Raw genomic sequence first — 14,732 nt, 5'->3', positions numbered from 1 at the left:
TTGGCCACCTTTTGAGACAGGGTGCCAGGCACGTTGTCTCTCATTGACGTTTCGTCAATTCTGTTCATTGACCCCGTGTCGACCAGAGCGATAGCCTAATACGCGAATCGGGAGATGGGGAGACGCGCCATGAATCCAGACGACGCAACGGTCAATCGCAGTGACGCGCGCAGGGCGCAGATTATCGCCGCAGCCCGCGACCTCTACGAGGAGCGCGGCCTCTCCCACACGACCGTGAAGGACATCACCGAGCGTGTGGGTGTCACGCGGACGCTCTTCTATCACTACTTTCCCGACAAGGACGCCGTCACGTCTGCCGTCATAGACGACTACACCCAGGACTACATTGAGGCGCTCGCGCACTGGAACGACGGTCGAATCGAAGGCGACATCGACCATGCGCTCAGCACCATCGTCAAGCTGCTACGCATCGGCCTGTTCGAGGACGACACCTTCCATATCGCCCTGTCCTCGCGCGAAAACGCCGCGCTTTACCTCGAGTTCGTGAATCGTGTCGCGGACGAGACGACGCGCTACATCATAGACACCACCGTCCGTGACTATGCGGACCTCCACGACGTGCGGATTGACCACCTGTACGAGACGTTTTACGTGCTCATATTGGGTGTCATCGGATATCTACGCAAGCATCCGGATGCCGACGATGCCGTCATCGCCGACGTAATTGCGCAGACGCTCCACATGGATAGGCCATAGACAAGGAGGATGAGAAATGCTGTTTGACGTATACGGGGCAAACGCCCCATTTCAATGGATGGGGCTCATCATGGTGCTGGTAGCCCTCATCCTGCTCAACGAGTTTGCCAGACGTTCCAAGTTCGGCGGTTGCTTTATGTTCTTCGGCGTGTGCGGCGCGATGACCATCTATTGCATTGCCGTCGAGGTCGGTGCCGCAATGGGCGCCGAGTGGGCGCTCAACAACCCCACGTACACCACCATGGGCGGCTGGTTCCACTACGCCAAGGTGTACGCAGCGACCGCGGGCTGCATCGGCTTCATGATGCTCAAGTACAGCTGGGGAAAGATCGGTCGCTCGCACTGGTTCAAGGCGTTCCCGTTCGTGATCGTGGCCATCAACATCCTGATCGCGGTCGCGAGCGACTTCGAGAGCGCCATCGTCGCCTGGGATTCGAGCTTCGTCACCGACGAGGGCGTCCTGCTCAACGGCGGCTGGCATAACGTGCTCAACGGCTGCGCCGGCTTGCTAAACATCCTGTGCATGACCGGCTGGTTCGGCATCTACATTTCCAAGAAGCGCCAGGACATGCTGTGGCCGGACATGACGTGGGTGTTCATCATCGCGTATGACCTATGGAACTTCTGCTACACCTACAACTGCCTGCCCACCCACTCCTGGTACTGCGGCATCGCATTGCTGCTAGCTCCGACGATTGCGGGCCTGATGTGGAACAAGGGTGGTTGGATCCAGAACCGCGCGTTCACGCTCTCGATGTGGTGCATGTTCTGCCAGATGGTGCCGATGTTCGCCAACGACTCCATCTTCGCGGTGCAGTCCGTGAACGACCCGGCCGTCAATACCGTGGTCGCCTCCATCGCGCTCATCGCCAACATCCTGGCGCTCGGTTACATCATCTACCGCTCCAAGAAGCTTGGCGTCAACCCGTACAAGCAGGAGGTCTTCGTAGGAACGAAGGACTTCAAGCAAGCCATGGCGCGTCGTGCCGACACCGCCTACCTGCTCGAGACCGAGCCCAAAAGCGCGACTCCTGCGGAAATCGCCGAGATGGTTGCCTACAACGAGCTGCCTGTAAATGGCGAGGTCGGTTTTGTGTACGTTGCCAAGAATGCTGACGAAATCGATGTCGAGGTCGATACCATCAAGCGCGAGTAACTCGGGCTCGTGACTTGCGTGACGCAAGAGAAGCCGCCCCATCGGGCGGCTTCTCTGTGCCTGGCACGCTGTCTCAAATCATCGACAATCGATGCCTTTTGGCTACCTTTTGAGACTGCGTGCCAGGCACGTTACTCTAGAAGTCCTTGAAGGTCTCGCGGAAGACCTTGTCGGCGTAGGCTTCGACTTTCTTGTCGTAGACATCGTAGAGTTTGAGGAACTCTTCGCCGTCCTCGGTGAGTTTGGAGCCACGGGCGCCATAGCGCTCGATGAGCTGGAAGCCGAGGCCCTCTTCGACCTTCTTGATCATGCTCCACGCCTTGCTATAGGCCATGTGAAGGTTCTTGGCCGTCTTGTTCAACGAACCGTTCTCTTCGATCCCGTGGAGAAGGGTCGCCGCGCCTTTTCCAAATGTCGGACCTTTGCGATCCTCGGTAGCACTAACCATGAGTTTGACTTGTGCGTGCAGATTTTTCTTATCGGCCATGATGAATCCTCTCGGTAAGCTGTCCTGTAGATTCGCACTGATGAATTGCCCGATAAATACCTTTAACGCTATCTACATGGATAACAAGATTTTTATCGGATTTCAAGATTAAGCTGAGCAAAGGCTATTTGCGGTGGCGAACGGTTAACCCTTCATACGCTCGTGTTTATCCTATGAAATCGGTAACCGCATCTTCGATTGCCGTCACGTCTCCGTCGATCACCGTCGTGAAGCGGATTGCCTTGTCGTCGAGCTCATCGAGCTGCGGCGGAATGGGGCAGACGCGCGTCATCTCATACACCTTGCGGTTGAGCTGCACATCGGTAAGCTCCTCCACGTCAGCGGGAAGCGGCTCGTCTGCCGGGATACCGGCTAGTCCCCGATACACGTTGCTGCCGAACTTCGCCCAGTTGGCCGTCGAGGCAATGAGCATGGGGTTGTCGCCCTTTTGCTGTTCGGCGACCTTCCATGCGACAGCCGTGTGCGGATCGAGCAGGTAGTCATGTTGCTCGAAGACGTCATGAATGATCTGCAGGCACGTGTCGCTGTCGACTGAACCCGCGCGGTAATTCTGCTGGAGCGCGGCGAAGGTCTCCTCGTCAAGCTCGAAGCGGCGCTTCTCACGCAGGTCATCCATCCATCCCTGGATGGCTGCGGCATTACGCCCCGTGAGCTCGAAGAGCTGGCGCTCGAGATTGCTCGAGACGAGAATGTCCATCGAAGGTGAGGGCGTGAGCATGAAGGGCCGGTCGCTGATATCGTAAACGCCCGTCTCGATGAAGTCGGCGAGCACGCGATTGGCGTTGCTCGCGCAGACGATGTGGTCGATGGGCACGCCGAGCTGCTTGGCATACCAGCAGGCGAGAATATTGCCGAAGTTGCCCGTGGGAACCGTCACGTCAATGGGGTCACCGGCGGCCACAACGCCGTCCTTGACCATCATGGAATATGCGCTGATGTAGTACACGACCTGCGGCAGCAGGCGGCCCCAGTTGATCGAGTTGGCCGAGGACAATGCGATATTGCGTGTGTCGAGCAAGTGCGCGTTGAAGGTCGCATCGTCGAACATGCGCTTGACGCTCGTCTGGCAATCATCGAAGTTGCCGCGTACGCCATAGACGCAGACGTTGTCGCCCTCTTGCGTGGCCATCTGCTTGAACTGGATATCGCTCACGCCACCGTCTGGATAGAAGACGACAATGGAGATATGGTCGCGGTCTGCAAAACCCTGCAAGGCCGCCTTGCCGGTATCACCGCTCGTTGCCACGGCGATGAGATAATCGTTATCCGCACCGCCCGCAGCACGATGCTTGTCAACGCATGCCGAGAAGAACACCGGCAGACACTGGAGCGCCATGTCCTTGAAGGCGCACGTGGGGCCATGCCACAACTCGAGCACATGCATGCCATCGGCAACGGTGACGACCGGGCAGATGTCCGGCGTGTCGAAGTTCTCGTTATACGCATGTTGCATGAGCTCGTTGAGCTCCGTATCGCCAAAGTCAACGCCGAAGCGCTCATACACGAACGCCGCCCGCTCGGCATAGGGCATGTCGGCGAGCGAGACGATCTCGTCGAGCGTCATCGAAGGCAGCTTCTCGGGAACGAAAAGGCCTCCTCCCGAGGCAATCCCCTTCAGAAGCGCCTCACTAAAGGTCAAGGGTTCCTGTGTGTTACCACGCGTGTCGATATAGCGAATTTCCATGCGAAACTCCAAGGTAAGGTGAACGTGCGATAGATGGTACCATGTATCGAACTGCGCCGAGCACACGACTCGGCACGCAAACGCTATCGGAAAGCCTGACGAGAAGGCGCAGACGAGGAGATACGACATGCCAGTTAAGTTGCTCATGGGAAACGAGGCCCTCGGGCTCGGCGCTATGCACGCGGGCGTCAACTTCGTGAGCGGGTATCCTGGCACGCCCTCGACCGAGGTGCTTGAGACCATCGCCAAGCACAACGATGGCTCCATCCATGTCGAGTGGTCTACCAACGAGAAAGCCGCCCTCGAAGCTGCCGCGGGAGCGGCCTATGCCGGCGCACGGGCCCTCGTCACGATGAAACAGGTCGGTCTCAACGTCGCGAGCGATCCGCTCATGACGCTCTCGTACATCGGCGTCGAGGGTGGGCTCGTCATCGTCGTGGCTGATGATCCCGGCCCCATCTCGAGTCAGACCGAGCAGGACACACGCAATTTTGCGCAGTTTGCCAAGGTGCCGATCTTCGACCCGGCGAGCCCCGGCGAGGCGTACGGCATGATCCAGGATGCCTTCGAGCTCTCCGAGCGCCACCATACGCCCGTTATCGTGCGCCCGACCACGCGCGTAAGCCACGCCTGCGGCACCGTCAAGACGCGTGGCGGCGTAGCCGATTGCGGGGCAGAGTTCGCAAATCCCACGCGAGATGACGATGATGCCGCCTGGGAGCGGCATGTCCCGAGCGGCTTTGTGAAGGACACGCAGCGCTGGGTCGTTTTCCCGCGCACGAGCTTTCTGAACCATGGCAAGGTCGAGGAGCGCGCGGCGGCCATTGCCGATGAGCTCTCCTTCGGCTATCGCCCCAACCGTATCGAGATCTCCGGCATGTCACGTGAGGAGGCGACTCATGCATTCGAGCAGCGTGGCGAGTCGCGCTTCGCGCTCGGCATCGCCTGCGGTGGCGTTTCGTATCATTACGTCATGGAAGCCCTCGAGATGTGCGGACTCGAGCTGCCTGTCCTCAAAATCGGGACGCCCTATCCCTTCCCCGCCAAACTCGCGACCGAGTTTCTCGAGGCGGTTGACGAGGTCATCTGTGTCGAGGAGCTCGATCCCGTCATCGAGCGCGAGCTCAACTTCCTCTGTGGGTTCGAGTTCTTGCCCAACACCATCCATGGCAAGCTCGATGGCTACTTTGGCTATGCAGGCGAGCAGAGCGTCGAGGCCATTTGCGACGTGCTCGCGGATTTTGTCGACGGGATGTGCCAGGGGGTCAGACCCCCTGGCACATTGGCGTGTGCCAGGGGGTCAGACCCCCTGGCACATCCCGTCGACAAACCTGATCTCCCACCGCGACCCTCCCGTGTTATGCGCGGGTTGCCCGCATCGCGCAAGCTTCTATGCCGTCAAACGTGCCGTGGGCAAACGCAAGGCCGTCTTCTGCGGTGACATCGGGTGCTACACGCTCGGCAATGCCGCACCGCTCGACATGGTCGACACATGCCTGTGCATGGGCGGTGGCATCACCGTCGCGCAGGGTATCGAGACGGCTGACCCTGGCACGCTCGCGTTTGGCTTCGTGGGCGATTCGACCTTCTTTGCCAGCGGCATCACGGGCGTCGTCAACGCCGTCTACAACCAGCACGATATGATCGTGTGTATACTCGACAACTCGACGACGGCCATGACCGGCCAGCAGCCGCATCCGGGCACAGGCCACACGATGATGGGCAACGACGTGCCCGCGCTCAGCATCCCGCGCATTCTCGAAGCGCTCGATGTCGAGTGCGCAATCGTCGATCCGCTCGACTTCGAGGCTGCCGTGCAGACGGTGCGCGATGCCATCGACAAGACGGGCGTGCGTGCCATCATCTTCAAGTCGCCCTGCATCTATCTCGAGCCGCCACGGCATCCAGCCGTTGAGCTTGACCTCGATGCCTGCATTGACTGCCGCGTCTGCATCAAGCAGCTTGGCTGTCCTGCTCTCGTGGTCGAGGATGGCCACGTGGCCGTGGATGCATCGCTGTGCTACGGTTGCGAGCTCTGCTGCAAGATATGCCCCACTGACGCGCTGCGGGAAGGGGGACGCGATGAGTAGACGTTCCGGACTTAACTGCGTCATCTGTGGCGTGGGCGGACAGGGCAATGTGCTTGCCTCGCGCCTCATTGCGCAGGTGCTGCTCGCCCGTGACGAGCACGTAAAGACCGCAGAGACCATTGGCATGGCACAGCGCGGCGGCTCAGTCGCAAGTCACGTGCGTGGTGGTCATCCGCAATCCCCGCTCGTGCCCAAGGGCTGCGCCGACTGCCTCATCGCCTTCGAGCCTGGCGAGGCTGTGCGCTGTATCGACTACCTTGCGCCTGGCGCCACCATCGTCGTAAACACGCAGGCAACTCAACCTCCGGTAGCGGCCCTGCAAGGCATCGACTACGACGGGTCCGAGGCACTTGCATACCTGCGTTCGCTGCCCGATGCCACGCTCATCGAAGTCGATGGAACCTCCATCTGCGATCAGGTCGGATCGGCAAAGGTGCTCAACATCGCGCTGCTCACCGCGGCTGTCAAAAGCGGTGCGCTCGGCATTACGCGTGATGAGCTTGAAGCCGCTATACGCGCTCGCGTGAAGCCTCGCTTTCACGAGATAAATCTGCGTGCCATCGCCCTCGTCTTCGGGGACTAAGCGCGCTTCGTTCATTACTTTTTGTTGAGTTTCTTCACGAGACTGCTCGTCTCGCGGGCGATGCGCACTTCTTCGTCGGTGGTCACGACGCAGATCTTGATGGGGCTGTCATCAATCGAGATGATGCGATTGACGCCTATCTGGCCCGTCACGTGATTGCGGTCCTTATCGAGAATTATGCCCATGTGCGCCAGCCCGTCGAAGATGCGCTCGCGCAACTCGGCCGAGTTCTCGCCAATGCCTGCAGTCATGACGACGGCGTCTGTTCGCGTCATCGCGGCGTAGAAGCCGCCGATGGCCTTCTGCACCCGGTACACGTACATGTCGATTGCGAGCTCTGCCTGCTCGTTGCCATCCTGTGCCGCCTCCAGCACGTCGCGCATGTCGCTGGATAGGCCCGACACGCCCAGGATGCCGCTTTCGCGGTTGAGGATGGCATCCATCTCGTCAAAGCTGATGCCCTCGCGACGCATGATGTAGGTGATGATGGCCGGGTCGATGGAGCCCGTGCGCGTGCCCATCATGAGGCCTTCGAGTGGCGTGAAGCCCATGGTGGTGTCGATGGACTTGCCATGGTTCACGGCCGTGATGGAGCCGCCGTTTCCCAGATGACAGGTGATGAGGCCAAGGTCCTTGAGCGGACGTCCGAGAAGGGCGGCTGCCTGCTTCGCTGCATAGCGATGGCTCGTGCCGTGGGCGCCGTAGCGACGGATGCGATAATCCTCGTAGTAGCGCATGGGCAATGGGTACATGTAGGCCTTCGGAGGCATCGTGGTGTGAAATGCGGTGTCGAACACGGCGACCTCCGGCGTGTCCGGCATCATCTTGCGCATCATGTCGATGCAAGCATCTGCGGGCGGGTTATGGAGCGGCGCCAACTCCTCGCATGCCTCGAGCTTTGCCCGTGCGTCGTCATCGATGAGCGTGGCCTTGCTGAAGTACTCGCCACCCGCGACGACGCGATTTCCGATTGCATCGATCTGGTCGAGGCTGCTGATGGGACTTTTGGGGTCCTGCACCAGTATGTCCAACAGCTCCTTGAGGCATTCCGGCACCGTAAGACCCGCCACGTCGTAGGAGGTCTTGGCAAAGTCGGGCGCGAACGAGACGTTCATGAACGCTTCGGGCGAGCCAACCTTTTCCGCGAGGCACCTCATGAGCGACAACTTGTTATTTGTGTCGATGAGCTGGCTTTTCAAACTGGAGCTTCCGGCGTTTACGACCAGTACGAGCATTGTGTCCTCCTTGTGACCGTGTTCGACCATTATAGATGAGGCGCTTACCGGCGGAATGAGACAGTTACTCAGAGACGTTGTCTCATTAACCAGACAAAAGTGCCCCGGCGACTTTTGTCTCATTTGATGCGGGCTACTTCTCACCCTCTCATCTCACCCCCAAGTCCATTCCCTGCGGGTCATGACCACCCCATACGCGCTTTCTAGACTTTCTGTATCGGCGGGCACTCGTCAGCTCGTCGGTTTCAAAACCAACTGAGAGAAGGAGAAAGGCGGTCATTCATGGAAGAAATGAAAGCTGCCCCGGTTGTGAAACTGGATACGCTCTCCGACGTCAACGACATCGGAAAGCCCTGGCGCTATGAGGAAGACGGTCTCACCGTCACGCGCCTGTCCCCGTGGTCGGCTCCGGGATGCCATCCCACCGGTTGCGGCCTGAAGATCTACACCGACGGCAAGGACCGTGTGGTCAAGGTTGAGGGCGATGAGAACCATCCCATCACGCAGGGTCGCCTCTGCGTACGCTGTCTCACGCTTATGGACTACATGTACAATCCCTCCCGCATCATCTATCCGATGAAGCGTGACCCCGAGAAGCGCGGCGACGCCGATGCATGGGAGCGCTGCACCTGGGATGAGGCCGTGGCCATCATCAAGGAGAACTACGACCGCATCACCAAGCAGTACGGTCGCGAGAGCTGCGTGTGCTTCACCGGCACCGGTCGTGAGGGTGGCACCTTCAACCCCTATGGCTCGGTTATGCTCGGCACGCCCAACTACTGCTACACGCAGTCGGGTTATGCCTGCTACATCCCGCGCCTGGCTGCTTCGAGCTATATCATCGGCTCGGCCTATCCCGAAATCGACTATGCCTGCGCCTTGCCTGGCCGTTTCGATGACCCGGCCTACGAGCTGCCGGAGTGCCTCATCATGTGGGGCAAGATGCCGCTGTCGTCCAATGGCGACGGCCTCTTCGGCCATGCCGTCATCGACATGATGCGTCGTGGCACTCGCCTCATCATGGTCGACCCGCGCATGAACTGGCTCGCGAGCCGTGCCGACATCCACCTGCGCCTGCGCGCCGGCACCGACACTGCACTCGCCATGGCGATGCTTTCGGTCATCATCAATGAGGGTCTCTACGATGCTGAGTACGTCGAGTACTGGTGCTACGGCTTCGACGAGCTCAAGGCTCGTATCAACGATCCCGAGAAGGGTATGACGCCTGCCAAGGCCGCCGAGATTTGCGGTATTCCCGAGGAGAAGATCGTGGAGGCGTCGCGCATGTACGCGCAGGCCAAGCCCGCATGCATCTCCTGGGGCCTCGCCATCGACCAGAAGGCCAACGGCATGCAGGCCGGCCAGTGCATCCTCGACCTCATGGCCATCACCGGCAACGTCGACGTGCCCGGCGGCAACGTCCTCGGTGACGTGACCTCCGGCCTCAACGAAGTCGGCTTCGGCTTCGAGAAGGGCGTCGGCGACCTCGTCGGCGAGATGATCGGCCTGGCGGAATACCCGGCGTACTGCAACCTCATCATGAACGCGCACGCCGACCTCATGCTCCAGACTCTCGAGACGGGTGAGCCCTATCCCATCAAGTTCGGCATGTACTGCGGTAACAACCTCATGTCGTGTACCTCTGCCGAGCCCAAGCGCTGGCATGACGCCATCCTCAAGTCGCTCGAGTTCTGCTTCACCATCGACACCTTCATGACGCCGTCGGCGCAGGCATCGTGCGATGTGTTCTTGCCGCTGGCCGCGTCGGCCGAGCGCGAGGGCACGACCTTCACGCACTACGGCGCATCAATGGGCATCAAGGGCTTCTCGCAGGCGGCTACCCGCACGGGCGAGGCGCTCACCGACGCCGAGGCATGCTTCAAGCTCGGCAAGGCGCTCAATCCGCAGTGGTGGACCGACTACGACACCGTCGAGGACTTCATCAACCACCTGCGTCTGTCCAACAAGTTCAAGTTCCGCGAGGTCGCGCCTGCCGTGTACGTGCAGGACGAGGTGACGTATCGCAAGAACGAGTGCGGCAAGCTGCGTGCTGATGGCAAGGTGGGCTTCAATACGCCGACCGGCCGCATCGAGCTCTACTCCACCATCTTCCAGCAGTTCGATGATGACCCGCTGCCCTACTACGACGAGCCGCAGTATAGCCCGCGCAACACGCCGGAGCTTCTGGAGGAGTATCCCTTCGTGCTCACGACCGGTGCGCGTCCGTACGCCTTCTTCCACTCCGAGAATCGCCAGATTCCGTTCTGCCGCGAGCTCAACCCCGACCCCATCGTCGAGGTCAACCCCAAGACGGCCAAGAAGCTTGGCATCGCGGACGGCCAGTGGTGCGAGATTTGGAACCAGTTCGGCAGCTGCAAGCAGAAGGCCAAGGTCACCGAAACAGTCGACGAGAATACCATCCACTGCCAGCATGCCTGGTGGTTCCCCGAGGAAGACGGCAGCGAGCCCAATCTCTACGGTAACTGGCGTAGCAACGTCAACAACCTCGTGCCCAACTTCCACTTTGGCAAGCTTGGCTTCGGCGCGCCGTTCAAGTGCCTGCTGTGCAACATCAAGCCGATTGAAGAGTGCCTCGACACCGACATGAACGAGGTCTGGACGAAGTTCAAGAGGGAGGACCAATAATGAGCAAGGAAGCATACGGACTCCTCATCGATTACGAGTACTGCTCCGGCTGCCAAAGCTGCGAGGTGACCTGCAAGGAGACCCACAACTATCCCGTGGGCAAGTGGGGCATCCGCGTGCTCGAGGAAGGACCGTGGGAGATCGAGGATGGCACTGGCGTGTTCGACTACAACTACGTGCCCGTTCCCACCGACCTGTGCGACCTCTGCGTCGCGCGTACCTCGAAGGGCCGCGAGCCGGCCTGCGTGCACCACTGCCTAGCCAACGTCATCACCTATGGTCCCATTGTGGAACTTGCCGAGAAGATGACCGAGAAGAGCAAGCAGGTGCTGTGGTTCCCGCAGTACAAGCCGCTCACCGCTAAGGGCAAGTTCGTGCCCACGAAGAAGAGCAACTCCGAGGGCCTGGATGGTGCCAAGGTCGAGGTCGAGGCCAACGAGAGCTGGTCGACTGCCGCGCATCGTCGCAGCGACGACGACCACTTCGAGATGGGTCTCGTGGAGTAAGCTCTTTGCAATGACTCCTGGACGGGCGGCAATCCCACCGCCCGTCCTCAATCCCTCCTCTAGGGCGGTCTCCAGCCATGACCGCCCTAATCCATTTGCTGGCGATGTCTTCGAAGGAGTGACCATGAAGAACAACAGTCGATTTGGCCAAGCCGCATTCGTCCACTATCGCGGTGGTGTCGAGGGCGAGGAGCCCTTCGATGACCACTCTGCGGGTGAGCCGGTCAAGATTATTCTGGGCGCGGGAGCGGTCATTCCGGGCATCGAGGACGTGCTGAGCGAGATGGAAGTGGGCGAGGAGCGTACCGTTACCGTACCGCCCGAGGAGGCCTACGGCCGCCATGACCCCGATGGCGTGCAGGTCTATCCGCGCACGATGTTTCCGTTTGGCGATGAGCTCGAAGTGGGCAGCGCCTTCAAGTGGACGAACCCCGCTTCCGGCATGCCGATTCCGGTGCGCGTGATTGAGGCGACCGACTCGACCGTGAAAGTCGATTTCAACCATCCGCTTGCCGAGAAGACGCTAGTATACTGGCTGAAACTGGAAGACCTGGTTGGCTAGAATCGCCAGATGCAGCCATGAACTGCTTTCCATGCAAGGGGCCGGGGTGCAACGGGTGCGGCAAGTTTGACCGGACGTTCAACATGACACGCGCCGGGAATGCGTTTCGCTGCCCCGTGTGCCAGGGCATGATAGACGCCGACTCGGGCACATGCACGAGCTGCGGGTATGTTGCGTACGCACCGCCAGGCCAACGCGGAGGATCGAGGGGTTCCAATGGACACGATGAAGTCCCAGAATCAGATCGCGGAGCATGCTGATCGGGCGCGGGATCTTCCGTTCCTGAAGAAGAAGTTCCAGCCTCCCCGCATGAAGGGCAAATACGCCCTCATTCCTGAGGAGCGTATCACGCCGCTCATCATGGACTTGGGCACCTGGGACATCTGCCTCGTCGCTTCCCCCGCCGGTACGGGCAAGACGGCCCTGCTATCCCAATGGTATGACGAGCTTTCTCAGCGCGAGGGATGCGTGGTCTTCTGGGTGAGCCTCGATGCCAACGACGCGTCACCGCTGCGTTTCATGCGCGCCCTTGCCGAAGCATTCTCTGCGTTCGACACGTGTTTTAGTGAGCAGGCGGCCTCGCTGAGCGATCCGTCGAATGCCGAAGCCCTCGCCATCACGCTCATCAACTGCGGTGACGCGGCGTTCGAAGACGTCGAGCACGCTGTCATCATACTCGACGGATACGAGCAAGCCGCATCGCCTGAGCTATCTGAGGCAATCGCCTACGTTAATCGATATGTTGCGGACAACGTGCACCTCATCGTCGCGGGAACATACATCCCTTCGGCTTTGTCCGACCTCGCCCTCGAGTGCGAGGTTCTCGAGTTTGGCACGGAAGACACGCGCTGGGACGAGCAGCGCCTGGCTCTGCTGAGAAAGCAGCTTGGTTTGACGGCGGACGATATCGATGCCATTGGCTCGTATGACCTCGCGCAGACGCCCCTCGGCCTCTCCTTCATCCGCTACGCGCTTGACCGGCAGACCGCCGCGAAGCCTGCATCAGAGATTCTGCGCGCATGCTGCAAGCGTTTCTTCGAACGCGAACTCGTGGAACGCGTGTCTGCCGAGGATATGGAACTCCTGCTCTGCGCGTCGCTCACGGATACGGCGAATGCCGAGCTTTGCGACTTGCTTTTGGAATCGCAGGATGCGGCATCGAGGCTTGCGGATTTGGAGCGCAAGAACCTCTTCGTAGCCGCCACGCCCGAGCCCAATACCTGGGAGCTGTCACCGCAGCTGCGCGCGTACCTGCGCGACCTGCTGCTATCACGGGAACTATCATGGCTCCAGAAGCTCGCGATGAAGGCGAGCAACTGGTATCGCGATCATGGCGACATGCCCCGTCACGGCAAGTACCTGGCGATGGGCACGGACCCGTTCTATCTCGAGGGCACCGTCGAGGGCTCGACGGGCCTGAAGCGTCCTGATTCGGGAAATGAATCGCTCTACGGGTACTTGCTTTCGCGAGATGCCGCGGACTTCATGGAAGAGCCGTACCTGGCGTGGGTTGCCGTCTGGAGCTGCATCTCTGCGGGTGATGTGCAGCAAGCGCGGCGATGGCTCGACCAGGCGCACGTGATTGAGGGTGACACCACGAGCGATAAGCCCTACCGCTTTGCCGATGCGCTGTGCGTGGCACTCGAAGGCGACAGCGCCCGTTCGCTCGAAATCATCCAGCCGCTTCTGGATGAAGAGGAGGCGCTTCCGCTCGCGTTCAACTGCCTGCTCAATCATATGGCTGGCGAGAATCTCGAGCGCTTGGGGCGGGTGCGCGAGGGGCGCGACATGTACCTCAAGGCCTATTCGCTTGCCGAGCACTGCGATACCCCGTTCTACCAGCTCTTCGACCTCAACCTGCTCGCCCAGCATTACTTCTACATCGGCGATTTCGAGGAGGCGGAAAAGACCATCAAGCGAGGCCTTACCTTATGCGAAGAGGGAACGCCGCTGTACGGAGCGCTGCTCGCCGTGCGTGCGTCCATACTCATCGAGCGCCATGAGCTCGAAGCTGCGCAGGAATGTCTCGAGGAGGCGCTTGCCTGCGTTTCCACGGACACCAATCTCGACATGTACGTGGATGTGCAGATGGCACGCGCTCGTCTGCGCCGCGTGGGAGGTAATCGAATTGCCGCGCTCGAGATCGCGTCGGATACGGTGGATGCTATGGAGGGCAAACGTGTTCCGCGCAACATGGACATGCGCGCTTATGCTCTCAAAGCTGCCCTGGCTGCCGAGCTCGACGAGATGTCGGCAGCGCGTTCTTGCGAAGCCATCATTGACGCCTTCATGGATGATGCCGATGTGTTCCGTTCCATCAATTGCGCCTTCGCGAAAGCCCGCATGCTCTGGCATGAGGGTCGACGCGAGGAATGCCTCGAGCTCCTCGAGCGCAAGCGCCCGGTGATTGACGAGACGGGCAGCATCTACTTTGCCACACAGCTCGCGGTGCTCTGTGCGTCCTATCACGCCGAGATGGGGCACGATGCACGTGCCATGGTCGAGCTGAGCCGTTCCGTCGAACTCGCCATGCACGGCGGTTTCAAAAGTGTGTTCCTCGAGGGACGCACCTGCATGCATGAGCTACTCTTGCAGCTCGCGACTTCGCGCAAGAGCTCCTATGCCGTTCGCAACCACGCTAAGTCTGTGCTGCTGCTCTTCGATACGGAAGAGGAGATCAAAGACAAGATGGCCTTCCGGGAGGGCGCCGTGCAGGGCTATTACTCGCTTACCGAGCGCGAGCGCGAGATTCTCCAGAGGCTCAACTCCGGCATGACGCGTTCCGAGATAGCGCTTTCGTTCAACGTCTCGCAAAACACCGTCAAGACGCACCTCAAGAACATTTACTCGAAGCTCGGGGTACACACGCGTTCGGAAGCCTACCGGGCAAGCTCGAATGCGGGTGATGTCGAAAGCTCAGGCGTTGAGTAGCTGCCATCGGGCATTTCTTCGCATAACCCACGTCTGCGTCTCACCCTCTTCACCCCATAAAAACCCCTTGCGTGGGTCTACTTCGCGCATGCATTCCTCTTTAGATTGAAAGCA

At 60.0% G+C, this 14,732-nt stretch carries 12 protein-coding genes; 9 read left to right on the top strand and 3 right to left on the bottom strand.

Translation table 11 applies throughout. From position 1 onward, the window contains the following. Positions 1 to 129 precede the first annotated feature (129 nt). A complete protein-coding gene (locus OIM11_00590; GenBank protein HJI99648.1) occupies positions 130 to 717 on the top strand; it encodes a TetR/AcrR family transcriptional regulator in 588 nt (195 codons plus the stop codon). Between the two features lie 16 nt (positions 718 to 733). After that, positions 734 to 1,873, top strand: coding sequence for a DUF5692 family protein (locus OIM11_00585; protein ID HJI99647.1), 1,140 nt, complete (start codon positions 734 to 736; stop codon positions 1,871 to 1,873). 136 nt (positions 1,874 to 2,009) lie between these two features. On the opposite strand, the gene OIM11_00580 is transcribed toward OIM11_00585, so the two are convergent. Continuing rightward, positions 2,010 to 2,360 (bottom strand): LysR family transcriptional regulator, encoded by a 351-nt coding sequence (locus OIM11_00580; protein ID HJI99646.1) that lies wholly within the window; start codon positions 2,358 to 2,360, stop codon positions 2,010 to 2,012. Between the two features lie 166 nt (positions 2,361 to 2,526). Continuing rightward, entirely contained in the window at positions 2,527 to 4,065 is a 1,539-nt protein-coding gene (gene thrC, locus OIM11_00575; protein HJI99645.1) for a threonine synthase, read from the bottom strand. Positions 4,066 to 4,192: 127 nt separating this feature from the next. On the opposite strand from thrC, the gene OIM11_00570 reads away from it, so the two are divergent. Genes OIM11_00570 through OIM11_00560 form a run of 3 tightly spaced genes read left to right on the top strand, consistent with a single transcriptional unit; the run spans position 4,193 to position 6,738 of the window. Next, positions 4,193 to 5,506, top strand: a complete 1,314-nt coding sequence (locus tag OIM11_00570) for a hypothetical protein (GenBank protein HJI99644.1) — start codon at positions 4,193 to 4,195, stop codon at positions 5,504 to 5,506. After that, positions 5,475 to 6,155, top strand: coding sequence for a thiamine pyrophosphate-dependent enzyme (locus tag OIM11_00565; GenBank protein HJI99643.1), 681 nt, complete (start codon positions 5,475 to 5,477; stop codon positions 6,153 to 6,155). Before OIM11_00570 ends, OIM11_00565 begins: the two co-directional genes overlap by 32 nt. Further along, positions 6,148 to 6,738, top strand: a complete 591-nt coding sequence (locus tag OIM11_00560) for an indolepyruvate oxidoreductase subunit beta (protein ID HJI99642.1) — start codon at positions 6,148 to 6,150, stop codon at positions 6,736 to 6,738. The genes OIM11_00565 and OIM11_00560 overlap by 8 nt, the downstream gene beginning before the upstream one ends. A 14-nt stretch (positions 6,739 to 6,752) precedes the next feature. Here OIM11_00560 and OIM11_00555 read toward each other — a convergent pair whose 3' ends face one another. Continuing rightward, complete coding sequence (locus OIM11_00555; protein ID HJI99641.1) at positions 6,753 to 7,973, bottom strand: acetate kinase; 1,221 nt, start codon at positions 7,971 to 7,973, stop codon at positions 6,753 to 6,755. Positions 7,974 to 8,255: 282 nt separating this feature from the next. Here OIM11_00555 and OIM11_00550 point away from each other — a divergent pair, with 282 nt between their 5' ends. The 4 genes from OIM11_00550 to OIM11_00535 all read left to right on the top strand — a co-directional run bounded on the left by OIM11_00550 (position 8,256) and on the right by OIM11_00535 (position 14,618). After that, positions 8,256 to 10,619 carry a molybdopterin-dependent oxidoreductase gene (locus OIM11_00550; protein ID HJI99640.1) on the top strand — a complete coding sequence of 788 codons (2,364 nt, stop codon included), beginning with the start codon at positions 8,256 to 8,258 and terminating at the stop codon, positions 10,617 to 10,619. Continuing rightward, positions 10,619 to 11,125 carry a hypothetical protein gene (locus tag OIM11_00545; protein ID HJI99639.1) on the top strand — a complete coding sequence of 169 codons (507 nt, stop codon included), beginning with the start codon at positions 10,619 to 10,621 and terminating at the stop codon, positions 11,123 to 11,125. The genes OIM11_00550 and OIM11_00545 overlap by 1 nt, the downstream gene beginning before the upstream one ends. A 124-nt stretch (positions 11,126 to 11,249) precedes the next feature. Next, positions 11,250 to 11,687: an FKBP-type peptidyl-prolyl cis-trans isomerase gene (locus OIM11_00540; GenBank protein ID HJI99638.1), complete on the top strand. Its 438-nt coding sequence runs from the start codon at positions 11,250 to 11,252 to the stop codon at positions 11,685 to 11,687. Positions 11,688 to 11,903: 216 nt separating this feature from the next. Continuing rightward, complete coding sequence (locus OIM11_00535) at positions 11,904 to 14,618, top strand: LuxR C-terminal-related transcriptional regulator (protein HJI99637.1); 2,715 nt, start codon at positions 11,904 to 11,906, stop codon at positions 14,616 to 14,618. Positions 14,619 to 14,732 lie beyond the last annotated feature (114 nt).

Source organism: Coriobacteriaceae bacterium, assembly GCA_025992705.1.
Lineage (GTDB): Bacteria > Actinomycetota > Coriobacteriia > Coriobacteriales > QAMH01 > QAMH01.
The sequence above is the reverse complement of the archived record's forward strand: the minus strand, read 5'-3'. Positions and strand labels throughout refer to the sequence as shown.

Bases quoted from the DNA above. Each gene is read 5' to 3' on its own strand.
- OIM11_00540 (HJI99638.1), top strand. From the start codon at position 11,250: ATGAAGAACAACAGTCGATTTGGCCAAGCCGCATTCGTCCACTATCGC.
- OIM11_00545 (HJI99639.1), top strand. From the start codon at position 10,619: ATGAGCAAGGAAGCATACGGACTCCTCATCGATTACGAGTACTGCTCC.
- OIM11_00590 (HJI99648.1), top strand. From the start codon at position 130: ATGAATCCAGACGACGCAACGGTCAATCGCAGTGACGCGCGCAGGGCG.
- OIM11_00580 (HJI99646.1), bottom strand. From the start codon at position 2,360: ATGGCCGATAAGAAAAATCTGCACGCACAAGTCAAACTCATGGTTAGT.
- thrC (HJI99645.1), bottom strand. From the start codon at position 4,065: ATGGAAATTCGCTATATCGACACGCGTGGTAACACACAGGAACCCTTG.
- OIM11_00535 (HJI99637.1), top strand. From the start codon at position 11,904: ATGGACACGATGAAGTCCCAGAATCAGATCGCGGAGCATGCTGATCGG.
- OIM11_00570 (HJI99644.1), top strand. From the start codon at position 4,193: ATGCCAGTTAAGTTGCTCATGGGAAACGAGGCCCTCGGGCTCGGCGCT.
- OIM11_00550 (HJI99640.1), top strand. From the start codon at position 8,256: ATGGAAGAAATGAAAGCTGCCCCGGTTGTGAAACTGGATACGCTCTCC.
- OIM11_00585 (HJI99647.1), top strand. From the start codon at position 734: ATGCTGTTTGACGTATACGGGGCAAACGCCCCATTTCAATGGATGGGG.
- OIM11_00555 (HJI99641.1), bottom strand. From the start codon at position 7,973: ATGCTCGTACTGGTCGTAAACGCCGGAAGCTCCAGTTTGAAAAGCCAG.
- OIM11_00560 (HJI99642.1), top strand. From the start codon at position 6,148: ATGAGTAGACGTTCCGGACTTAACTGCGTCATCTGTGGCGTGGGCGGA.